Genomic DNA, 23160 nt, shown 5'->3' with positions numbered 1-23160 from the left:
ACGTGACTGGAGATTAGTTTCATTATTGCCGTGCGACATCAGTGTAATTTAAGGTTTTTCTGTTTTTACCTTTTTTCCACGTAACAGTTTTCTGACCCAGAAGCGATTAGGGTTTAAAGCCGCTAATGTTTCATCATCAAGCGGTAGAGCTTCACCAAAAATTTGTCCTGCGAGTAACTCAGCACTTAAAGGGGCAGAGCATAATCCACGAGATCCTAACGCACCAATAACAAACAGGTCAGGATAACAAGGGGACTCGTCAATTTTCTCTCCGGACTGCATTTGTTGGGGCAAGTTGGCATACTTTTTCAGAATCTCTTTGAGAACAGGCACATTACCCACCATTGGCATATGATCCCGAATGACACAGCGTATTCCCTGACGAGACTTATTTTCTGATATATCAACCTCTTTTACCCACTCAACATCAGGAAAACACTTCAATAAACGGTCTCGGTTTTCTTGTTGCTCGACGGTGGAATATTCAATATCCAGAAAATTACGCTGGTAACTTGCGCCAATACAGTGATATTGATTCTGTGGATTGGCAGGCGTCATATAACCATCGTAACAGAGTACACTTTTTAGCTGGCTGAGATGCTTGGTAGTTGGGATATGACTAACCTGTCCACGAACAGCAGTCACTGGGAGCTTTTCAGTTTGTTCAAATTGTGGCAAACAGTGTCCATTGGCAATAACAACCACTTTATGGGTTTTAAGCTGTACTTGTCCCTGATGTTCAATATGTAGCTGCCAGCCGTTTTCATATTGAGCCAGACGTATTATTTTATGGTTGAAGTGCGTACACATACCACGTTGTTGTGCGAGCTTGATGGCTTCCTGAGTCAACTGTCCCGGATATAACCATCCGCCCTGTGGATAATGTACCCCATGATAATTGACATCCAGCCCACTAATCTGGCTCAGTTGCTGGCGATCCATTTCAACAGCAATTTCTTCTGGCCATACTGTTTGGAGTATCCCAGATATTTTTTTATCCGATTTTTCATCGTAGGCCAGCTGGCTAACTCCATCCCACTGATGATCAAATAAAACGCCCTGATCAGTCAGGTGATCATATTGGCGACGGGCAAAGGTAAATGCGGAGGTGAAAAATCGCTCTAGTGGATCATTCTGACCATTCAGTAAGGGGTACAATGCGCCTTGTTGATTACCTGATGCATTCTGTGCGAGGTGTTCATCCTGACAATACAGGGTGACTTTTGCACCACGACGCAATAAAGCTAGGGCAGTCAGTGCGCTGGCAATACCGCCGCCAATAATGGCGATATCGTCAGTGTATGTTGCGCTTTGGCGGGTAAACCAGGGAGTATCGGAGCTGGGATTATGAACTGTGGGAAGTAAAGTGCCCGTCAGCATCTCTCTTTTACGTCCGAAACCTTTTATTTTTTTGACATCAAAGCCTGCTTCTTGTAATCCACGGCGAACTAAACCAGCGGAAGTAAATGTCGCAAATGTCCCTTCCGGACGGGAAAATTTTGCCATAGAAGTGAACAGTTGTTCGCTCCACATTTGTGGATTTTTAGCTGGGGCAAAACCATCTAAAAACCATGCATCAATTTTGCTTTTCAAGCCAGAAGTTATCTTGGGTAATAGCTCATTTACATCACCAAACCAAAGATCCAGCGTGATAGCACCATTATCCAGAATTAATCGATGGCAACCTGAGAGTGGTAAGGGCCACTGTTGACATAATTTCTCAGAGAATGGCTGAAGTTCTGGCCAGCGCTGATGGGCATTTTTTAGGTCTGCGATTTTTAATGGATATTTTTCAAAACTAATGTAATGCAGTCTGTTTAATGTGGCATCGGGTGACTGCTGCCTGAAAGCTGAGAAAGCGCGCCATATCGCCAGAAAATTTAACCCTGTACCAAATCCGGTTTCAGCAATAACGCAATCAGAACGAGGGTGTGTGTTAAAACGTTGAGGAAAATGATTACCTTTCAAAAATACATATACCGTTTCTTCCAACCCGTCTTGATTTGAAAAATAAACATCATCAAACTGCTCAGAAATAGGTGTTCCCTGTTCATTCCAGCTTAGGGTCGCGCTACTGATAGCACTGTTTTTCACGATACTGTTTTTCAAAATAAGACCTGTATTGTTGCGAAGAATAATGGGGGATTTTAACGGTCTTGATGCGGTTACACCACCTATAGAGGATCTTAAGAACTGACTCTGATCAATTGTTCCACGATTTTTAACCTGATCGGACTTGTTCAGCGTACAAGTGTACGCTAAAGTGCGAGTAGGAAATCCCGCAGGTAAACATATTGATGAGGTAATTAATGAAAAGAGCAGTAATCACTGGTCTGGGAATTGTTTCCAGTATTGGTAATAACCAGAAAGAGGTGCTTAAATCTCTGAAAGAAGGCCTTTCCGGGATAACTTTTTCCGAAGAATTCAAAGAAATGGGGCTTCGCAGCCAAGTTTGGGGAAATGTCAAACTGGATACAACAGGTTTGATTGACCGAAAAACACAGCGCTTTATGAGTGATGCTTCTGTTTATGCTTACCTGGCAATGGACGAGGCAATTAAAGATTCCGGCCTGTCAGATGATCAGGTTTCTAATTTACGCACAGGGCTGGTTGTCGGCTCGGGTGGTGGCTCTCCTCATAATCAGGTTGTCTGTGCGGACGGTATGCGTTCCCGTGGCTTACGGGGAGTCGGGCCTTATATGGTTACAAGAACAATGGCTTCCGGTATTTCAGCCTGTCTGGCAACACCATTTAAAATTAAAGGCGTGAACTATTCGATCAGCTCCGCTTGTTCGACCTCTGCGCATTGTATCGGTCATGCTGTTGAATTAATTCAGCTTGGCAAACAGGATGTTATTTTTGCTGGTGGTGGTGAAGAGCTTAGCTGGGAAATAGCCTGTGAATTTGATGCAATGGGTGCGCTTTCCACCAAATATAATGAAACGCCGGATCGTGCTTCCCGTACTTATGACCAAAACCGTGACGGATTTGTTATCGCAGGCGGTGGCGGTATCGTGGTTGTTGAGGAATTAGAACATGCATTAGCCCGTGGCGCGCATATTTATGCTGAAGTTATTGGTTACGGAGCAAATTCCGATGGTATGGACATGGTAGCACCTTCAGGCGAAGGGGCTGTTCGCTGTATGAGAATGGCCATGGACGGTATGGATGGTGAAGTAGACTATATCAATACACATGGCACATCGACACCGGTTGGTGACCTGAAAGAGCTGGAAGCTATCAGAGAAGTATTTGGTGATAACACACCTGCAATTTCAGCGACTAAGGCGATGACCGGGCATTCTTTGGGAGCGGCGGGTGCTCAGGAAGCAATTTATAGCCTGTTGATGCTGGAGCACGGGATTATTGCACCGAGCATTAATATCGAAGAGTTGGATGAAAAAGCGCTTGGTATGAATATTATTACAGAACCGACCGAACGCGAGCTAACAACAGTGATGTCCAATAGCTTCGGGTTCGGTGGTACAAATGCATCTTTGGTAATGCGTAAATATTCTGACTGATTTTCTGAAACTGAAAATTTTATCATTCTGAATAAAAGCCAATTCATCAGTTATGTGGATTGGCTATAAATTTTCCTGCTCTTCTGCCGTTTTTTGCGAATGATCAGTAATGTAGGCGGAATAATAAGAACCAGTGCAGCTAAAACCAGCAGAGACTGAGCGATAGCACTGCTCCACAGGATATCAAAACTACCATTGCTGATTGAAAGTGCCCGCCTTAAGTTTTGCTCCAGCATTTCACCAAGCACAAACCCCAGAATAAGTGGCGACATTGGGAAGTTCATTTTCCTGAGAATGTAACCAAAAACCCCCAGACCAACCATTAACATCAGATCGAACGTGGTGCTGTGTACAGCATAAACGCCGACTGCTGAAATACTGGCAATGACCGGCACTAAAAACCACAGTGGAATACTTAGCATACGGGTAAATAGGCCAATCATTGGGATATTCATAATTAGCAATAGAATATTAGCAATAAGCAGTGCAGCGATTAGTCCCCACACGATATCTGGCTGTTCGGTAAACATCGCAGGTCCCGGAGTGATGTTATAGAGCGTCAGTGCGCCTATCATTACCGCAGTAGTGCCTGAGCCGGGGACACCAAGTGTCAGCATGGGAATGAAGGAACCACAAGCGGATGCATTATTGGCCGCTTCAGGGGCAGCAACCCCCCGGATATCACCTTTACCGAACGAATCACTGTTACCACTGATTCTTTTTTCTGTCATGTAGGTGATTGCGCTGGCAATGGTCGCTCCGGCGCCGGGCAGTATTCCGACAAAGAAGCCAATAACTGATGAGCGTAATATTGGCCCGGTACAGGCTTTAGCTTCTTTTTTATTAAACAGTAATCTTCCGGTTTTACTTATTACTTTTTGGCCGGTAGACGTGCTTTCCAGCATCAACAGAATTTCGCTGACAGAGAACAGCCCAATGACAACGACAATAAACTGAATTCCGTCGGAGAGGTGGACACTATCGAAGGTGAAGCGATAAACACCGGTATTGGAATCAACGCCAACGGTGGCTAAACCCAAACCAATCAAGGCCGCCAGTAGCGATTTCACCGGGTTTTGGCTCATCATGCTACCAAGACAGGCAATTGCAAAAACCATCAGGGCAAAATATTCGGCAGGCCCGAATGCTAAAGACCATTTTGCCAGAAGAGGCGCAAATAAAATGATCCCGGCAATAGCCAGAATTGAGCCACAGAATGAACTGACTGCTGAGATAGATAATGCAACCCCGGCTTTCCCTTGTTTTGCCATCGGGTGCCCATCCAGCGCGGTCATAATAGCAGCGGCATCCCCCGGCACATTCAGCAGAATTGAAGATATCCTCCCTCCATATTCACAGCCAATATAGACCGTTGCCAGTAAGATTAAGGCGGATTCTGCCGGGAGCTTCAGAGCAAAGGCCAGAGGTAATAAAATTGCAACACCATTGATTGGGCCAAGACCCGGAAGCAGGCCAACAACAGTACCAATAAAACACCCGATTAATGCAATGACCAGATTTTTAGGGATTAATGCGACTTCAAAACCCTGTGTTAGGTATATCCATGTATCCATTTTGATCTCCTTACCTGAACAGGCTACCAATTGGCAGAGTGACATCTAACAGGCGATCAAAGATAAAAAAGAGAGAGGTGCCTAAGATCAAGCCAGAAACAATTGCCGCGGGAAGCGTGGCGTTAAATAGCAATGCGATACTGACAGTCAATAATGTTGTTGCCAGAGGGAAGCCTAACCACTCAAACGTTCCGGCATAAAAGATCAGTGAGGTAATCAGCAATAATAAACGGAGTAATGTTTGTGGAGCAGGCCAGTTAACTATTTCAGGTTTTCTGAATAGTAGCAGCAGTGCGCACAGTGCCATTAACGAAATAATAGCAATCGGGAAAGGGCGCGGGCCTAGTGGTTCATAACTGTATTCACTATGGATACCCCACCCAATGACTAGCCCTATTCCGCATAGCGCTAACCAGATGACGGCAAAAATACGATCACTCATAATTCAGTCCTTCTTATTTTGCTAAACCAAAAGATTTAGCCATTTCATGGTACTGAGTAACCTGTTTTCTCACATAATCATCCAGCTCTTTGCCTGTCATATTGAATTCAAACAGACCTCGCAGCTCACGCTGTTTTTTAAATTCGTCTGTTTGTTGCAGTTTGTTGAACGTGTCAACCCACCATTGATATTGTTCATCAGAAACTTTCGGTTCCATGTAAAAACCCCGGATCACCGGCCATACAATGTCGTAACCCTGTTCTTTAGCTGTCGGGATATCAGCCAGAACGCCATCAAGTCTTTTGTCTGCATAGACAGCAAGAACACGAATCTTATCACTTGTCAGGTAAGGTAGCGCTTCGCTGATATCGCCGGAAAAAACCTGAATATGGTTACCCAGCAGGGCCGTAAGCGCTTCTCCACCACCTTCAAAGGCGACATAACGCATTTTGTGTGGATCAATACCAGCTTCTTTGGCTAGTAATGCAGTTTTCATCCAATCCTGACCGCCGATGGAGGCACCGGCACCAAATACAATATTGGCGGGATTGCTCTGAAATACATTGATGAGATCTTTTAAAGTCTTATAAGGAGAGTCCTGACGAACGGCAATCATACCGTAATCAGTACCAACACCCGCCAGCCAGCGCACATCATTCACGTTGTAGCGCCCGAATTTTCCCTGAGCAAGATTTAGTAGCGAACCACCGGAAAAGGCGACAATCGTCCCCGGCTCAGCAGGCCGCTGGGCAACAATAGCATTGTAGGCAACAGCACCGACTCCACCGGGCATAAATGTGACCCGCATAGGAGAATTAATGGCTTTAGTTTCTAATAATGAGACTTGAGCTAATTTACAGGTTAAGTCAAACCCGCCACCGGGTTTGGCTGGAGCGATACATTCAGTTCTGTCAGGGGCGCTGGCTGCAAAGGTATTGACACTGAAAAGTAAACCAGTAGTCACTAATAATGTTTTTAATATTTTCATTTTTTATTCCTCATATGGCACCAGTCCAGTAATGATGACAATGCAATAAATCTCCGGTGCATTATTATTTATAGAACTGAAACCTCTTATTAGCCGTGAAAAATGCCTATATGTGACATTAATCACCTAATGTCATATTTGACTTACTTTGAAATACACCGAAATGTTTAATGCTATGTATAACTGAAATAGAGTAAATCTGAGCTTATGTTTTTATATTAGGGAATCTTCTTTAAATGTATCTTTAATAGAATCCACTATTAATATTTTATTAACAATAAATAAATTTAACTTATGTGTTTTCTAAAAATAGTTTTGATATTAATAAAAATAAATTTATAGATTATAGAGTCAATAGATTGCAATTTAATAATTCACAAGTGAGTTATGAACAATAAATGCAGGGAATGGCAAATAGATTCAGTTTGGTGGAGAGTTATTACGATCTGTTTTTGCAGTTATCGCCCAATGGTACTGTTGGGCGATAACTGGTGATAAAGTTATTTAAAATTGCTGATGATTAACTTTTGATACTTTTTTCAGTTTGTTTTTTATAACTGTTAATTGGAGTACGTAATTGTTGAGCTATCATCACACCAGCTAACACAATACCTCCTCCGATAAGGTGGTAGCTATACATCTTCTCATGAAGCACTACAATCGCAATAATGGCAGTAAAGACCGGAGCCAGATTCATAAATATCGATGTCATATTTGCACCCAGTCGGCTAACTCCCTGTATCCACACATAAGGTGCAATAATTGAAGCCGGAATACCCGCAAACAGTACAAGAGGGATATTATCACTGGTTAGCTGGACATCTTCTGTCATCATGAAGTTGGGCGAAAGTAACAGCACACCAAACCCGATCTGTATATAAAGTGCCTGCCAGTTGGGTAATGGAATTGCCCAACGTTTGGTCAGGACGCCGTACAGAGCGTAAGCGGCTGATGCAATAAACATCATTACGTCTCCGATCCCTAATCCGTTCTCCAGCAAAGTAGACGGTTCACCTTTACCCACTAGCCATATCAGCCCAAATAGTGATAAAGCACTTCCGAGTATAATTCCAACGGTCGGTGTGATCCGTAGAACAAATATACTGAGTATGATCGTCAGCAACGGAATTAATGAGGTTAAGATCCCAATCAGTGTTGCACTGACAGTATGGGCGGCATAGTAAATCAGGCTTTGATTAAGAACCATACCAAGAAAACCCAGAATCAATAATTTCCACCAGTGTGGGATGATTGTTTTCCACTGTTTTAGTACCGGCAGTAAAATAAAAGGCGTCAAAATCAAAAACGCGACAAACCAGCGATAGAAAGCGATAGCGCCGGGTTCAATTGAGGTTGCTGCGGATTTACTGACTACCGCATTAGCTGACCAAATCAGGACAGCAATAAGGGGAAATAATAAATTTTTCATTGAATTTAATTGTGTGTAGAACATCGTGCACTTAGTGTAGCAGTGACCGATTTATTATATATATCGATAATCCGCCAACTGATGAGGCAATCAGGACAATTTATAAATTCTTCTCCGTTTTTGGAAGTAAAAATGAATTTTTTGAAAGGGAGTTAACCAAATGATGTTTCAGTTACCGGACTGGGATATGCCCAACACTCTCATTTTTCGTGATGAAACCCTGAATGCTGATACTGAATTTATGTTGCATTCCCACCCATTCGGGCAATTGATTTATGTTGTCTGCGGCGTTATGGAGATGACTGTGGAAGGACAACGTTTTCTGGCTCCACCGGAGTTTTGTATCTGGATCCCGAAAAATAGGGTTCATTCGAGTTATAACCGGAAAACAATGCGGTTTTGGATAATCGATATTTCACCGCAATTGAGCAAATCTTTGCCCTCTCATCCATGTATTATCCGGTTAAGTTCTATTTTTAATGCCATTATGCAGGATTTCTTTAGCCGTAAGGTTATTCGGCCACAGACCAATAAAGATCAGCGTCTGGCACAGATCCTTATCGATCAGTTGGAACTTTCACCAAGCCAGAATACTTACCTGCCTTCATCAAAAGATAAACTTCTCGCGCCGATTTTACAGGCACTAGAGCATAATCCCGCTGATAACACGCCATTGGTAGAATGGGCAAAGAAACGTTATACCTCGGAAAGAACCTTATCACGTCGCTGTCAGCAAGAGTTAGGAATGTCTTTTAGTGAGTGGCGACAGCGTCTGCGTTTTCTGCATGCAATTTCTTTACTGGGACAGGGAAAAAGCGTTCATGAAGTTGCATTTGATGTTGGCTATAGCTCATCGTCGGCTTTTATTGCCATGTTTCAACAAATTGCCGGAACAACACCAGAGCGTTTCAGGAAAGGGTGAGTTGAAATTAACACCAATCAGAGTGCATGAGGCTGCGGAAATTTCTAATAAAGAGCCAATCAGAAAGAGAAAGGGAGATTAGTCATTACGTCGATTAAATGGCAGAATAGCGGATCACGCCCACTTAAGTCGTTGGATAAGAAAAGTGAAAATTTTAGTCGATGAAAATATGCCTTATGCTGAACAACTCTTTAAACAATTAGGAGAAGTTCAGGCAATTCCGGGGCGCCCTGTGCCTGAGGGTGTTTTGGAACATGCAGATGCCTTTATGGTGCGTTCTGTCACTAAAGTTAGTGAGTCCCTGTTAAAAGGCAGTGCTGTAAAATTTGTCGGTACAGCGACTGCGGGCATGGATCATGTTGATCAGCCGTGGTTAGAGCAGGCGGGGATCGGCTTTTCTGCTGCCCCCGGATGTAACGCAATTGCTGTCGTTGAGTATGTTTTCTCCGCGCTGATGATATTGGCAGAGCAGGATCAATTTCAGCTGAAAGATAAAACTGTCGGTATTGTCGGTGTTGGTAATGTCGGGGGGCGTCTGGCAGCACGACTGGCCGCTCTGGGCGTGAAAACCCTGTTGTGCGACCCGCCACGGGCAGATCGGGGAGATGAAGGTGAATTCTGGCCTTTGGAAAAACTGGTCAAAGAGGCAGATATTCTGACATTCCATACCCCGCTCAATACATCAGGCCCTTATCAGACTTATCATCTGGCCGATGCAGAACTGCTTTCTGCCTTGCCGGATAATCGCATCTTAATTAATGCCAGCCGTGGCGAAGTGGTTGATAATCAGGCACTGTTATCAGCTTTACAAAACGGAAAAAAATTGCGCGTCGTACTTGATGTCTGGGAACCAGAACCTAACCTTTCATTACCTTTGCTGGAGCGGGTGGATATCGGTACACCTCATATTGCGGGATACACTCTGGAAGGCAAGGCGCGTGGTACAACTCAGGTTTTTGAAGCGTATTGTGAATTTTTAGGGAAGCCACAAAAAACCGCATTGTCTGACTTACTGCCTGAGTCTGATTTCAGCCATATCACTGTTCGTGGTGAAGTGACACAAAGCATCCTGAAGCGTCTGATGCATTTAGTGTATGATGTGCGCCGTGATGATGCACCATTGCGTCAGGTAGCCGGGCAGAACGGTGCTTTTGACCAGCTGCGGAAAAATTATCCGGAACGCCGTGAGTGGTCTTCCCTGACAGTGCATTGTGATTCTGAAAGCAGTGCTCAATTACTATCCCAGATTGGATTTGACGCTAAAGTCATTTAAAAACATTTGATTAGCGGAATTCAATTAACCGTATTGAATTAACTGTATTGAGTTAACAACAGGCAGAATTCTCTGCCTGCCAGCAAAATAAAAGAGAAGTGGAGAGAACCAACATGTCAGAAGGTTGGAATATTGCGCTGTTGGGTGCAACGGGCGCAGTAGGTGAGGCGATATTGGCGTTATTACAGGAGCGCCAGTTTCCGGTTGGTGAACTGCATCTTCTTGCCAGTGAACAAAGTGCCGGTAGCATTAAGCGGTTTAACGGTAAGAACGTTACTGTTCGCGATGTTGCCGAATTTGACTGGTCACAGGTACAGCTAGCATTTTTTGCTGTGGGTATGGAAGTCACAGCACAACATATTGCACAGGCAACAGAAGCGGGCTGTCTGGTGATTGATAGCAGCGGGTTGTTTGCCGCTGAACCGGATGTTCCATTGGTTGTGCCGACAGTAAACCCGCATGCGCTGGCTGAGTATCGTAACCGTAATATTGTTGCGGTTGCAGATAGTGCAACCAGTCAGGTGTTAACGGCTATCAAACCTTTAATTGATACTGCGGGTATCGCGCGTTTACAGCTGACCAATATCCTGCCGGTTTCTGTTCATGGTAAAGCCGCTATTGACGAATTGGCGGGGCAAAGTGCCCGTTTATTGAATGGTATTCCACCAGATGAAGGGCGTTTCAATAAACAATTGGCATTCAACTTACTGCCTTTGCTGCCTGATGTGGAAGGAACAGTGCGTGAAGAGCGTCGGATTGTCGATCAGGTTCGCAGAATATTACAGGATGAAGGTTTACCTGTTTCAGTCAGCTGTGTTCAGTCTTCTGTTTTCTACGGTATTGCCCAGATGGTCAGTGTAGAAACACTGCGTCCGGTTGGCGTAGAAGAAGCGCGTGACGAATTTGAACGTCTTGAAGAAATTCAGGTCTCAGAAGAGGGTGATTACCCGACTCAGGTCACTGATGCATCAGGTGCTGATGGGCTGAGTATCGGTTGTCTGCGGAATGATTACGGAATGCCGGAGATGTTACAGTTCTGGTCTGTTGCCGATAACATCCGCTTCGGTGGTGCATTGATGGCGGTTGAAATCGCAGAAAAACTGATGCAGGAGCAATTTTACTGATGTCTGATACAGAACTGAATCAGTCTGTGCCAGAAGCAAAAAAAGTGAAAATTGCACTGGGGATTGAATACGACGGCAGCCGCTATTATGGCTGGCAGCGTCAGCAGGAAGTCAGAAGTGTTCAGGCATGTCTGGAAAAAGCGCTGTCAAAAGTTGCAAATGAGCCAATTGCTGTTTTCTGTGCAGGCAGAACGGATGCGGGTGTCCATGCAACGGGGCAGGTTGTGCATTTTGAAACTTCGGCACAGCGTAAAGATGCTGCATGGACAATGGGCGTTAATACCCATTTACCTGCGGATATCGCGGTGCGTTGGGTGAAAGCGGTAGATGATGAGTTTCATGCCCGTTTCAGCGCAACAGCACGCCGGTATCGGTACGTTATCTTTAACCATCGTTACCGTCCTGCGGTATTGGCGAAAGGAGTCACGCATTTTCATTATCCGTTGGATGAGAGAAAGATGCATGAAGCAGCACAATGTCTGTTAGGAGAGAATGATTTTACGTCTTTCAGGGCAGTGCAGTGCCAGTCCAATTCGCCTTGGCGCAATCTGATGCACATTAATGTCAGTCGTCACGGGCATTATGTTGTCGTGGATATCAAGGCGAATGCGTTTGTCCATCATATGGTACGTAATATTGTCGGCAGCTTGCTTGAAATTGGCTGTGGCAATCAGGGCGTACAATGGATGGCTGAGCTGTTAGCACTGAAAGATCGGACAAAAGCAGCAGCAACTGCTAAAGCTGAAGGGCTATATTTAGTTGCGGTGGATTATCCTGCTCATTTTGGGTTGCCTGAGCCGGTGATGGGGCCTTTGTTTTTGGCTGATGAGTTAGTTTATGACTGATGAACTGGTTTTTGACTGATAAATGCTGATTTTTTCGAATGACGGCAGGGATGTTTGAATACTACGAGGAATATTATGGAGTTTTTTACTCATTTTATTGATTTCGCGAAGTTCATTGTTGATTTTATTTTACATATTGATGCCCACTTGGCTGAATTAGTTGCCAATTATGGTGACTGGGTATATGGGATCTTATTTTTAATCGTATTTTGTGAAACGGGGCTGGTGGTTACACCGTTCCTGCCGGGAGACTCACTGTTATTTGTAGCAGGAGCGCTGTCGGCATTGGATTCTAACGATCTTAACGTACATATTATGGCTGCATTGATAATTGCCGCGGCAATTATCGGGGATGCTATAAACTATACTATTGGTCGTGTCTTCGGTGAGAAACTGTTCAATAATCCAAATTCCCGGATTTTCCGTCGCAGCTATCTGGATAAAACTCATCAGTTTTATGAGAAACATGGCGGAAAAGCGATAATTCTGGCGCGGTTTGTGCCAATCATCCGAACATTTGCTCCATTCGTTGCCGGGATGGGAAAAATGTCTTACCGACATTTTGCTGCATATAATGTTATTGGGGCATTGATATGGGTATTATTGTTCACTTATGCCGGTTATTTATTCGGTGACATGCCGATTATCCAACAGAATCTGAAATTATTGATTGTTGCAATCATATTTATTTCTATTCTGCCGGGTGTGATTGAAATCTGGCGTCATCGCCGGGCGACATCTAAAAAAGCGGCAGATAATAATTAGATGTCACTAAATGATAGATAGCGACAAACAGGTTTGAGCAGTTTTTTATCCACTCTGTTATAGCATTGTGGTTTAATGGCACGTAAAACAAAAGCTGGCTTATACCGAGGAAATGCAGCCCACGTTATAGGCCAGAATCAGACGGAAAGGTTCATTAATGAGCTGGATTGAAAAGATTCTAAACAAAAGCAAAATCATGCAAACTCGCAAGGCAAATATCCCTGAAGGAGTTTGGACTAAATGCGACAGTTGCAGTCAGGTGCTTTATCGCGCTGAATTAGAGCGTAACCTCGAAGTGTGTCCAAGATGTGACCACCATATGAAAATTTCTGCCCGTCAGCGTTTGCAGTCATTTTTGGATGAGGGAAGTACAACAGAGTTAGGCAGCGAATTAGAGCCTAAAGATATCCTGAAATTCCGCGATATCAAAAAATATAAAGATCGCCTGGCAGCAGCTCAGAAGCAGACTCAGGAAAAAGATGCCCTAGTCGTTATGAAAGGCTTGTTACATGATATGCCGGTTGTAGCGGGCGCATCTGAGTTTAACTTTATGGGCGGTTCAATGGGTTCGGTTGTCGGCGCTCGTTTTGTGCGTGGCGTTGAACAGGCACTGGAAGATAACTGCCCGTTTATCTGTTTTGTCTCCAGCGGTGGAGCACGTATGCAGGAATCACTGATGTCACTGATGCAGATGGCAAAAACCAGTGCTGCATTAGCGAAAATGCAGGATCGTGGCTTACCTTATATTTGTGTTCTGACTAACCCGACGTTTGGTGGTGTGACTGCAAGTATGGGTATGCTGGGTGACATCAATATTGCGGAGCCTAAGGCATTGATCGGTTTTGCTGGCCCACGGGTTATCGAGCAGACCGTACGTGAGAAATTACCGGAAGGTTTCCAGCGCAGTGAATTCCTGTTGGAAAAAGGTGCGATTGATATGATCATGCGCCGTCCGGAAATGAGAGAAAGAATTGCCAGTATGCTTGCCATGCTGACTAATCAGCCACATCCCGACGCGAAAAAAGAAGTAACAGAAATTGTTGCCGAACCTGCTGACGTCGAAGTTGACATAAACATCAACCCTAATAAAGAAGATGTCTGATACTTTACAAATTCCTCAAGCCACATCGTCACTGACGATGTGGCTTTCCTACCTTGGAAACCTGCACTCGAAAGCGATTGATATGGGGCTTGAGCGTATCGGTACGCTTGCCGATAAACTGGATTTATTACATCCGGCCCCTAAAGTCATTACAGTATCCGGTACCAATGGTAAGGGCACAACCTGTCATACCCTTGAATCTATTTTTCTGGCTGCGGGCCTGAAAGTCGGCGTTTACAGCTCCCCGCATCTGGTGCGCTATACCGAGCGGGTACGTATTCAGGGTAATGAACCGACAGAGCAGGATTTTTGCCGTGTATTTGCCGGTATTGAATCTCAGCGTGGTGATATCTCCTTAACCTATTTTGAATATGGAACACTGGCGGCATTGCAGCTCTTCAAAGAAGCTGATCTTGACGTTGTGATCCTCGAAGTAGGGCTGGGTGGTCGTCTGGATGCCACTAATATTGTCGATGCAGATATTGCCGCTGTTACCAGCATTGCACTGGATCATACGGATTGGCTTGGCGCGGATCGTGAACATATCGGGCGCGAAAAAGCGGGTATTTTCCGTCATGGGCACTTTGCTGTCGTTGGCGAGCCGGATATGCCTCATTCCATTGCTGATGTTGCCGATGAACTGGGAGCAAAATTATTCTGCCGAGGTAAAGACTGGGATTTTGCCCAAGAAAAAGCAAGCTGGCACTGGCGCACAGTCGATCGACAATTTAACTCGTTGCCGCTCCCTAACCTGCCATTAGCTAATGCTGCAACTGCACTGGGCGTCATTCATTGTCTGTTACAGCAGAATGATAAAGTCAGTCAGGTGATTAATGAACAGGCTATTCATGATGGCTTGAAGCGTGCCCAGTTACCGGGGCGTTTTCAAATCATAGGAGAAAAGCTGCGTATCATTCTGGATGTGGCGCATAATCCCCATGCAGCCGGATATCTGGCACAAAAACTGGCGGAGTTATCCCGTTTACCGGGCAGTAAGGTACGGGGTGTTGTCGGCATGTTGCAGGATAAAGATATCGCGGGAACGCTGGCCTGTCTTAGCGGGCAAATTGACGAATGGTATTGTGCATCACTACATGAATTTCGTGGTGCAGAAGCGGCTGTGCTGGCTGAACACCTACCTGATGCCCGGATATTCCCGGACGTTGAACAGGCATGGCATCAGGCTATAGAAGAGGCATCAGAGCAGGATATTATCGTGGTCTGTGGTTCTTTCCATACGGTCGCTCATGTTATGGAGTCATTGGAGGAGATGAAGGGACGTGGCAAGTAAATTTCAAAATCGCTTAGTCGGAACCATCGTTCTTGTGGCACTGAGTGTCATCGTGCTGCCGATGCTGCTGGACGGCGATAAGAAATACAATGAGGAAAAATTCGCTTCTATACCATTAGTGCCTAAGCCGGGTGATGAAGAGAATATTGATTCGATTCCGCCACTGACACAAAGTATGCCGTCTGCACCTCCGGAAGGGGCTGCAGAGGCGATGCAGACACAAGTTCAGGAGCCGCAGCAAGATACGGATACATTTTTCGACTCTTCAGCCCCGGAATCAGTATCTGAGCCACCGGCAGCAACGGCAAGAGACACCGGAGAACAGGTAAAACCTGATCTTTCTGTTGTTCCTAAAACAGAAACCAAACCGCAGGTTAAGGTAGAGAATCGCACTGAAAGCCAGCCGGAAGTGAAACCCCGTGCTGCTGAACAGGCACCGCAGGCCGTTGCTTATGTTGTGCAGCTTGGGGCATTAAAAAATGCGGATAAAGTGAATGAAATTGTGGCTAGGCTACGTCTTTCAGGGCATCAGGTCTATACGGTTCCTTCTTCAGCAGTACAAGGCCAGTTAACCCGTATTTATGTCGGGCCGAATGCATCAAAACAGGCTTTGGGGTCTATTTTGCCTGAACTGAGAGAATTAACCGGCTTACAGGGGCAAATTAAAAATTACACGCCATAACATCATGCTGTTACATGCTGGGCTAAAACCCGCCGTGAAAGATCTGGAACCCTTCATAATGCACATAGCTTGTACAGGCAGATATGAACGGTTCCTTAAATTATTTTTAATAGCAGAGTGATAAATCTGCTACGCAAACGTTTTCGTTTTCTGTTAGAATGCGCCCGACCTGAAAGTCGGGAGCCTGTTTTGGATTAAAATATGGTCTGGATAGATTATACAATTATTGCCATTATTGGTTTCTCTGCACTGGTCAGCCTGATTAGAGGCTTTGTTCGTGAGGCACTTTCACTGATCACTTGGGGATGTGCTTTCTTTGTTGCAAGCCACTTCTATACTTACCTGGCGGTTTATTTTACCCGTCTTGGAGATGAGCTGGTGCGCAATGGGGTAGCGATTGCTATTTTATTCATTGCAACACTGATTGTTGGTGCAGTAGTAAATTATGTGATTGGTTCACTTGTTCAGCGAACAGGCTTATCAGGTACTGATCGGGTTCTGGGGATCTGTTTCGGGGCGTTGCGTGGTGTATTAATCGTTTCTGCCATTTTGTTTATTGCAGACTCATTTACTCCGCTTCCCCAAAGTGCGGACTGGAAACAGTCGCAGTTGATCCCTCAGTTCAGTCAAATTATCAGGTGGTTTTTTGACTACCTGCAAAACGCGTCGAGTTTCCTACCGGAGAAATAGCCTTCTCCGCCTGACTGATGAGGAAAGACTACATGTGCGGTATTGTTGGTATCGTTGGTTTTACATCGGTTAACCAGTCGATTTATGATGCATTGACGGTGCTTCAGCACCGTGGACAGGATGCAGCAGGTATTGCGACTATTGATGGTAACAATGAATTCCGTTTACGTAAGGCCAATGGTTTGGTTAAAGATGTGTTTGAAACAAAACACATGTTACGTTTACAAGGAACAATCGGAATTGGGCATGTCCGTTACCCGACAGCGGGCAGTTCCAGCGCTTCTGAAGCCCAGCCTTTTTATGTGAACTCACCTTTTGGTATCACATTGGCACATAACGGCAATCTGACAAACGCACCGGAACTGAAAAAAAGTCTGTTTGAAAATGCCCGTCGCCATGTCAACACAACGTCTGATTCTGAAATCCTGCTGAATATTTTTGCTGATGAGTTAACTCAATTTCCGCATTTCCCATTAGAGCCTGATGATATTTTTGCGGCAATTGCGGCAATGCACCGGAAAATCCGGGGAGCTTATGCCTGTGTCGCGATGATTATCGGGCATGGTTTAGTGGCTTTCCGTGATCCGAACGGGATTCGGCCTCTGGTATTAGGGAAACGTACACTGGCAGATGGCCGCAGTGAATATATGGTGGCATCGGAAAGTGTGGCACTGGATACCTTAGGGTTTGAGTTCCTGCGGGATGTCGCTTCAGGTGAGGCTATTTATATTACTGAACAGGGGCAATTATTTACTCGCCAGTGTGCAGAAACCCCCTCATTAACTCCCTGTCTGTTCGAATTTGTTTACCTTGCCCGACCAGATTCCTTTATAGATAAAATTTCCGTTTATAACGCCCGGTTACGGATGGGAAGAAAATTAGGGGAAAAAATAGCTCGTGAATGGGAAGATTTACAAATAGACGTTGTTATCCCTATTCCTGAAACTTCCTGTGATATAGCACTGGAAATCGCCCATATTCTGGATAAACCTTATCGTCAGGGGTTTGTTAAAAACCGTTATGTCGGGCGTACCTTCATTATGCCCGGCCAGCATGAACGCCGAAAATCAGTCCGGCGTAAACTGAACGCCAACCGTGCTGAATTCCGTGGCAAAAACGTTTTACTGGTGGATGATTCTATTGTCCGTGGTACAACTTCGGAGCAAATTGTGGAACTGGCCCGGGAAGCTGGCGCTAAGAAAGTCTATTTTGCTTCGGCTGCTCCTGAAGTCCGCTTCCCGAATGTCTACGGGATAGACATGCCAAATGCTAATGAATTGATAGCGCATGGTCGTGAAGTTAATGAAATTCGCCAATTGATTGGTGCTGATGCTCTGATATATCAGGATCTTTCTGATTTAATCACGGCGATGCATGAAGAAAACCCGGATATTGAAAAATTTGAATGTTCAGTTTTTGACGGTATCTATGTCACGAAAGATATTGATCAGACTTATCTCGATTATCTGGAAAACCTGCGTAAAGATGATGCCATGAAATTACAGGGACAGAGCGAAATCGAGAGCCTGGAAATCTATAATGAAGGATAATAACATTCCTATCATTGAGTTATTTCCGGTATTACTGAGGAGCGCATGAAAAAACTGATCGTCGGTCTGACAGGGGCAAGTGGTGCGATTTATGGCATTCGGCTACTACAGGTCTTACAACCTGTAGAGGGCATTGAAACACATCTGATAATCAGCCAGTCAGCCCGGCAAACACTGGCACTGGAGACAGACTACACCTTGCGTGAAGTGCAGTCCCTTGCTGATGTGGTACACGATAACCGTGACATTGCCGCCTCTATCTCTTCGGGATCATTTAAGACATCAGGGATGGTGATCTTACCTTGTTCCATCAAAACATTATCGGGCATTGTGCATAGCTATACGGATGGCCTAATCACCCGTGCTGCTGATGTTGTTTTGAAAGAGGGGCGTAAACTGGTGCTGGGGGTCAGAGAAACACCATTACATTTGGGGCATTTAAGGTTAATGACTCAGGCCGCTGAAATAGGGGCAGTAATTATGCCGCCAGTACCCGCATTTTATCATCGGCCTGAATCTGTTCAGGATATTGTCGACCAGACAGTCAACCGTGTGCTTGATCAGTTTGATATCGACCTGCCAGAAGATCTATTTAATCGCTGGCAGGGAGCAAAACCTGTCAATATTTAACGTATCAGTATTTAAAACGTCAGCGTTCAGTACTGCCTGACGTTTTCCGTCAGTAAATGTTTTAGGGCTTCTTCTAATTCAAAATAGCGGAAGCCGAATCCGGCTTCTTCCAGCCGCTTCGGTATCGCCTGTTGTCCGCCTAATACCAATGCTGCGGCTTCTCCCATAACTATTTTTAATACAAAAGCAGGGATTCGGAATACGGCAGGGCGATGCAGTACTTTTGCCAGTATTGCGCTGAACTGATCATTATGAACAGGATAGGGCGCGGTCATATTGAAAGGGCCCTCCAACTCAGGAGAGATCAGCAGATAGTAAATGCCATTGACCATATCATCAATATGGATCCACGGCATATATTGCCTACCATCCCCTATAGCTCCCCCAAGCCCTAAACGGAACATAGGCAGCATTTTACTAAGAGCACCTCCCTGACTTGCCAGCACAATACCTGTCCTCAGCAAACATACCCGGGTTTTTTCACTGTTAGCCTGTAAGGCCAATTTTTCCCAGCGTTCACAGAGTTGGTGGGAAAACTCATCATGGGGAGGCTCATCTTCTGATACAACGGACTGCCCTTGATCGCCATAATAGCCGACGGCTGAACCGGAAATAAAAACAGAAGGAGGAGACTCACCTGCTTTTATCAGTGCACTTAATTTTTCGGTCAGTTCCCAGCGGCTCTGGCAGAGTTTATCTTTTTGTTTTGGTGTCCATCGCTTATCTACGATAGGCTCACCGGCAAGATTGATAACTGCATCAAAGCCATCCAGAGTGTTTCGGTCATTCAATGTTGTCCAGCATTCCACCTGATCACTGAATAAAGAATAAACTTTTTGTGGAGACCGGCTCAGAACAGTGATGGAGTGGGAGAGTGAAAGTAATTGATAGACTAACCGTCGGCCTATCAGTCCAGTTCCCCCTGTAACTAAAATATGCATAACCACTCCTTGTGAACAAAGCAAAATCGGGTATATCAGGGATCTCTCAGGCACACCAACTAGGCGGTATCCTGAAAAACGTAAAGTAACTATAGCAAGGGATGATGTATGCAGCAGCGAGATATGCTGTTATCTGCTATCGGCATCAAGTTTTCAGATGAAAAATTCACGTGGATAAATAATTAGGCCCGGTATATTTCGGGCAACTTCACAGCGACAAAGAAGCGACAAGTTTGTTGGGAACAAATTTGACCAGCCAAAGGCTGGTCTTAGGTGAAAGGCTTCTGCCTTTCATTAGCCCCCGATAGCGTAAGTGATGTTACCGGGGGAAGTGCAGCTAGCAAAAAATCAGTTTGGAGAGCTTACTTATTGTAGACGGCCTGCGTAGCAGGACGCTGGCTGATTTTTTCTAACCATTTTTCTACAGCGGGATAATCCTGCAAATTAATTTTTTGATATTCATAGCTATGCGCCCACGGATAAGTGGCAATATCCGCGATACTGTATTCATTGCCGCCGAGAAAAGGTGTTTTTTCCAGCTGGGTATTCAGTACTTTGTATAGCCGTTGAGTTTCTGTTACATAGCGATTTATTGCGTAGGGAACAACTTCAGGCGCATAGCGGTTAAAGTGATGATTTTGCCCGAGCATCGGGCCGAATCCTCCAACCTGCCAGAATAGCCATTGCAACTGCCGGATACGTTCCCGTTCATTCTGGCTCAATAGTTTTCCGGTTTTTTCGGCCAAATAGAGCAAAATAGCACCTGATTCGAAGAGCGATAAAGGTTCTCCTCCGTCGGCAGGTTGATGGTCGACAATAGCAGGAATTTTATTATTGGGTGAAATGGCGAGAAACTCTGGAGTGAACTGTTCATTGGCGCTTATATCGATTGGATAAATCGTATAAGGGAGGCCCACCTCTTCAAGAAACAGCGCAATTTTATGGCCATTAGGCGTAGGAGCATAGTATAGGTCTATCATATAACCTCTAGTAATAATAACGTTAGGATTAATGTTAGATTTATTACATTACCATTGTTCCTGTTTGGCTGTAAAATTCCACCGAAGCAAAAGTCGGCATATATATTATTTAGTAAAGGTTTGAAGATGACTCAAGAAAAATCAGTAGATATTGAGTGGGTTGATATTGTCAATGAAGAAAATGAAGTCATCGCGCAGGCAACCCGTGAGCAAATGCGTAATCAAAACCTGAGGCATCGGGCAACTTATATCGTTGTACATGATGGCATGGGGAAAATTCTGGTTCAGCACCGTACAGAAACAAAAGATTTTTACCCCGGCAAACTGGATGCAACTGCTGGTGGAGTAGTAACGATGGGAGAGCATCTGCTTGAATCAGCCCGTCGTGAAGCAGAGGAAGAACTGGGAATTGCGGGAATTCCTTTTGCTGAACATGGCATCTTCTATTACGAAGAAGACATTTGCCGTATATGGGGAGGCTTGTTCAGTTGTGTCAGCCGCGGGCCATTCGCATTACAGGAAGAAGAGGTTTCTGCGGTTTACTGGTTATCACCTGAAGAAATTACCGCCCGATGTGATGAATTTACGCCAGATTCTTTGAAAGCTCTTTCTCTGTGGCTGTCACGTAATAAAGATCTATCCTGATCCAATAAATATTCCCTTTTCATTGCCTATAACCAGAATGGAGCCATAACGCTTCATTCTGGTTAGCAAAATCTGATGTCAACTCCCGCTGAATACCGGCAGGAGTGCAACATATTATTCCCAGTAACTCTGTACCAGCACTTTCTCCGTCTGTTGTGCCTTTTCCAAAACCTTCAAAGTGACCAATTATATTAAAACCATTCCAAAACGGCATACTGCCCGCAAGAAATGTGACAACAGAAGAATAGCTGTTCCGTTTTTATATAGAAAGTCAATATCATCAGAAAGCCCTAAGGATCATATTTGATAAACAAAAAATCTTATTTTAAATGCTGAATTATAACTCATGGTTTTATCTGATAATGTTTTTTCTCAGGTTTTATCTATATCTTTTAATCTTTCCTTTAACAGTTTAGCGAGAAAGCCAGATGTTTTTTATTTCCATTCATTAAGTCATGTTTTATTTACCATCTCCTCCTGATATTTTTTATCTATCACATATTAATTAATCTTTTTTTGTGTCGAAATGGTGTTATTTGTTTGTTTTTAAAGAATAACTTTTGATTTTACTTAGATTAAAGTAATTTTTTAAATTGAAACAACAATGGATTAAAGGTATACCAATACCCTGTTACGTAAAACGTTAGTCGTTTATCTTTATAGCGACAAACGTTATAAAATTTATAATGAACAAAATAATAAATATACTTAATATAGGCTTCGTCTTTTAGGTTGGATTCATTAGGGGAATGTTATGGCTTCATTGAATCACGAAAAAAATCTGACAATGGCCGATTTTTACAATGCCATTGTGCGTACCTTTATTGATGTCACCATTATTGGCGGAATTTATTTTTTCCTGTGTGGTTTACAGGGAGAAGCGCCTTCGGCCAGTGTTTATCTTATCATTTATCCTTTAGTTTCGATTGTTACAGTTTCTTTTGAGATTATATTTGATAATGTCAAATCTGCTCCGGATAAATATAGTCATAAGACTCTATCAAATAATGTTAAAAAGTCAGGCGTCCTGATAAACAAGAATGGCAGTGTTTATCGTTTATGGGGATTGATTACCCTCTATGCCTTTATGTTTTATATTATACTGATCCTGCCATTTTGTTTTTTATTACAGAGTATTTCTATTTCGTCACAATTAAATATTTGGTTAGCATTAATTGGTAGTTTTTTATTGATTTCACTTTCAAGTTGTTTCATTGTATCCAGACTTAAACATTACACTATTGAACTGTATGGCCAACTATTCTCCGCTAAAAAAGGTGAAGTAAAAAAAGAAGACAGTGATTCTCATATAATATTTAGTTATTTTTTACCTTGGGCAATTATTGGTGCTGCGATTGCAGGTTTATTAGCATATGGTTATTTTCGTGCCGAAAGTGGTAATTTTACCGATGTAATTACCGTTTCAATGGTAGCCTTCAGTGCAGGCGGAACATCTTATATTATTTCTCTATGGATAGCTTATGTAACACAAAAACAAGCTATCCTCGATATCAAAGCAAATTTATTACATTTTGAAAAAGATGATAAGCTTGATGAATACTCAATGTATTTTCTCATTCATATCTTCAGTGGTGCTGTCATAACATTAATTTTTATTGCGTCTAAGTTTTTATCGATTGAGCATTTTTCTCTGATACAAATCATAGTTATTGAAACAATTGCCGGCGCAGCAGCTGCTGTAGCGGGTTCATTAGCGGGGTTATTAAGAGGAAGATCAAAAACGTTATCCTAAAAAGTTTAAT

General features: G+C 43.9%; 22 protein-coding genes. 14 read left to right on the top strand and 8 right to left on the bottom strand.

Going from position 1 to position 23160, the window contains the following annotated elements; all coding sequences use genetic code 11:
* Positions 1–48: 48 nt before the first annotated feature.
* Positions 49–2094: a bifunctional tRNA (5-methylaminomethyl-2-thiouridine)(34)-methyltransferase MnmC2/FAD-dependent 5-carboxymethylaminomethyl-2-thiouridine(34) oxidoreductase MnmC1 gene (gene mnmC, locus Xsto_RS00600; protein ID WP_099123792.1), complete on the bottom strand. Its 2046-nt coding sequence runs from the start codon at positions 2092–2094 to the stop codon at positions 49–51.
* A 215-nt stretch (positions 2095–2309) separates the two neighbouring features.
* On the opposite strand from mnmC, the gene fabB reads away from it, so the two are divergent.
* Positions 2310–3524, top strand: coding sequence for a beta-ketoacyl-ACP synthase I (gene fabB / locus Xsto_RS00595; protein WP_099108438.1), 1215 nt, complete (start codon positions 2310–2312; stop codon positions 3522–3524).
* Between the two features lie 50 nt (positions 3525–3574).
* Here fabB and Xsto_RS00590 read toward each other — a convergent pair whose 3' ends face one another.
* The 4 genes from Xsto_RS00590 to Xsto_RS00575 form a co-directional block, all read right to left on the bottom strand.
* Positions 3575–5098 carry a tripartite tricarboxylate transporter permease gene (locus Xsto_RS00590; RefSeq protein WP_099108437.1) on the bottom strand — a complete coding sequence of 508 codons (1524 nt, stop codon included), beginning with the start codon at positions 5096–5098 and terminating at the stop codon, positions 3575–3577.
* Positions 5099–5108: 10 nt separating this feature from the next.
* Positions 5109–5540 (bottom strand): tripartite tricarboxylate transporter TctB family protein, encoded by a 432-nt coding sequence (locus tag Xsto_RS00585; protein WP_099108436.1) that lies wholly within the window; start codon positions 5538–5540, stop codon positions 5109–5111.
* Positions 5541–5553: 13 nt separating this feature from the next.
* Positions 5554–6528 (bottom strand): Bug family tripartite tricarboxylate transporter substrate binding protein, encoded by a 975-nt coding sequence (locus Xsto_RS00580; protein ID WP_099123764.1) that lies wholly within the window; start codon positions 6526–6528, stop codon positions 5554–5556.
* A 520-nt stretch (positions 6529–7048) separates the two neighbouring features.
* The gene (locus tag Xsto_RS00575) at positions 7049–7957 is read right to left on the bottom strand and encodes a DMT family transporter (protein WP_099108476.1); all 909 of its coding nucleotides are present in this window, start codon (positions 7955–7957) and stop codon (positions 7049–7051) included.
* A 160-nt stretch (positions 7958–8117) separates the two neighbouring features.
* Here Xsto_RS00575 and Xsto_RS00570 point away from each other — a divergent pair, with 160 nt between their 5' ends.
* The 11 genes from Xsto_RS00570 to Xsto_RS00520 all read left to right on the top strand — a co-directional run bounded on the left by Xsto_RS00570 (position 8118) and on the right by Xsto_RS00520 (position 18831).
* Entirely contained in the window at positions 8118–8879 is a 762-nt protein-coding gene (locus Xsto_RS00570; protein WP_099108434.1) for an AraC family transcriptional regulator, read from the top strand.
* A gap of 145 nt (positions 8880–9024) precedes the next feature.
* Positions 9025–10152: a 4-phosphoerythronate dehydrogenase PdxB gene (gene pdxB, locus Xsto_RS00565; protein ID WP_099123763.1), complete on the top strand. Its 1128-nt coding sequence runs from the start codon at positions 9025–9027 to the stop codon at positions 10150–10152.
* A gap of 113 nt (positions 10153–10265) precedes the next feature.
* Entirely contained in the window at positions 10266–11276 is a 1011-nt protein-coding gene (locus Xsto_RS00560; RefSeq protein WP_099108432.1) for an aspartate-semialdehyde dehydrogenase, read from the top strand.
* The gene (gene truA / locus Xsto_RS00555; protein ID WP_099123762.1) at positions 11276–12121 is read left to right on the top strand and encodes a tRNA pseudouridine(38-40) synthase TruA; all 846 of its coding nucleotides are present in this window, start codon (positions 11276–11278) and stop codon (positions 12119–12121) included. Before Xsto_RS00560 ends, truA begins: the two co-directional genes overlap by 1 nt.
* Before the next feature lie 75 nt (positions 12122–12196).
* Positions 12197–12886, top strand: coding sequence for a DedA family protein (locus Xsto_RS00550; protein ID WP_422646185.1), 690 nt, complete (start codon positions 12197–12199; stop codon positions 12884–12886).
* A 157-nt stretch (positions 12887–13043) separates the two neighbouring features.
* Positions 13044–13988 carry an acetyl-CoA carboxylase, carboxyltransferase subunit beta gene (gene accD, locus Xsto_RS00545; RefSeq protein ID WP_099108430.1) on the top strand — a complete coding sequence of 315 codons (945 nt, stop codon included), beginning with the start codon at positions 13044–13046 and terminating at the stop codon, positions 13986–13988.
* On the top strand, positions 13981–15279 hold the full coding sequence (gene folC, locus Xsto_RS00540; RefSeq protein WP_099123761.1) for a bifunctional tetrahydrofolate synthase/dihydrofolate synthase: 1299 nt from the start codon (positions 13981–13983) through the stop codon (positions 15277–15279). Before accD ends, folC begins: the two co-directional genes overlap by 8 nt.
* On the top strand, positions 15269–15961 hold the full coding sequence (gene dedD / locus Xsto_RS00535) for a cell division protein DedD (RefSeq protein ID WP_099108428.1): 693 nt from the start codon (positions 15269–15271) through the stop codon (positions 15959–15961). The genes folC and dedD overlap by 11 nt, the downstream gene beginning before the upstream one ends.
* A gap of 201 nt (positions 15962–16162) precedes the next feature.
* Positions 16163–16651 (top strand): colicin V production protein, encoded by a 489-nt coding sequence (gene cvpA, locus Xsto_RS00530; RefSeq protein ID WP_099108427.1) that lies wholly within the window; start codon positions 16163–16165, stop codon positions 16649–16651.
* Between the two features lie 32 nt (positions 16652–16683).
* The gene (gene purF / locus Xsto_RS00525) at positions 16684–18201 is read left to right on the top strand and encodes an amidophosphoribosyltransferase (RefSeq protein WP_099108426.1); all 1518 of its coding nucleotides are present in this window, start codon (positions 16684–16686) and stop codon (positions 18199–18201) included.
* A 45-nt stretch (positions 18202–18246) separates the two neighbouring features.
* Positions 18247–18831 carry a UbiX family flavin prenyltransferase gene (locus tag Xsto_RS00520; protein WP_099108425.1) on the top strand — a complete coding sequence of 195 codons (585 nt, stop codon included), beginning with the start codon at positions 18247–18249 and terminating at the stop codon, positions 18829–18831.
* Positions 18832–18857: 26 nt separating this feature from the next.
* Here Xsto_RS00520 and Xsto_RS00515 read toward each other — a convergent pair whose 3' ends face one another.
* Both Xsto_RS00515 and Xsto_RS00510 read right to left on the bottom strand, forming a co-directional pair.
* Positions 18858–19772 (bottom strand): TIGR01777 family oxidoreductase, encoded by a 915-nt coding sequence (locus Xsto_RS00515; protein ID WP_099108424.1) that lies wholly within the window; start codon positions 19770–19772, stop codon positions 18858–18860.
* Between the two features lie 362 nt (positions 19773–20134).
* Complete coding sequence (locus Xsto_RS00510; RefSeq protein ID WP_099108423.1) at positions 20135–20752, bottom strand: glutathione binding-like protein; 618 nt, start codon at positions 20750–20752, stop codon at positions 20135–20137.
* Positions 20753–20878: 126 nt separating this feature from the next.
* Here Xsto_RS00510 and yfcD point away from each other — a divergent pair, with 126 nt between their 5' ends.
* Positions 20879–21397, top strand: a complete 519-nt coding sequence (gene yfcD, locus Xsto_RS00505; protein WP_099108422.1) for an NUDIX hydrolase YfcD — start codon at positions 20879–20881, stop codon at positions 21395–21397.
* A gap of 19 nt (positions 21398–21416) precedes the next feature.
* Here the strand turns inward: yfcD and Xsto_RS00500 are convergent, their stop codons facing one another.
* Positions 21417–21611 (bottom strand): hypothetical protein, encoded by a 195-nt coding sequence (locus tag Xsto_RS00500; RefSeq protein ID WP_099123760.1) that lies wholly within the window; start codon positions 21609–21611, stop codon positions 21417–21419.
* A gap of 540 nt (positions 21612–22151) precedes the next feature.
* Between Xsto_RS00500 and Xsto_RS00495 the strand changes: the two genes are divergently transcribed.
* Positions 22152–23150, top strand: a complete 999-nt coding sequence (locus Xsto_RS00495; RefSeq protein WP_099123759.1) for a DUF6347 domain-containing protein — start codon at positions 22152–22154, stop codon at positions 23148–23150.
* Positions 23151–23160: the final 10 nt, after the last annotated feature.

Source organism: Xenorhabdus stockiae (assembly GCF_002632825.1).
GTDB classification, from domain to species: Bacteria; Pseudomonadota; Gammaproteobacteria; order Enterobacterales; family Enterobacteriaceae; genus Xenorhabdus; species Xenorhabdus stockiae.
The sequence above is the reverse complement of the archived record's forward strand: the minus strand, read 5'-3'. Positions and strand labels throughout refer to the sequence as shown.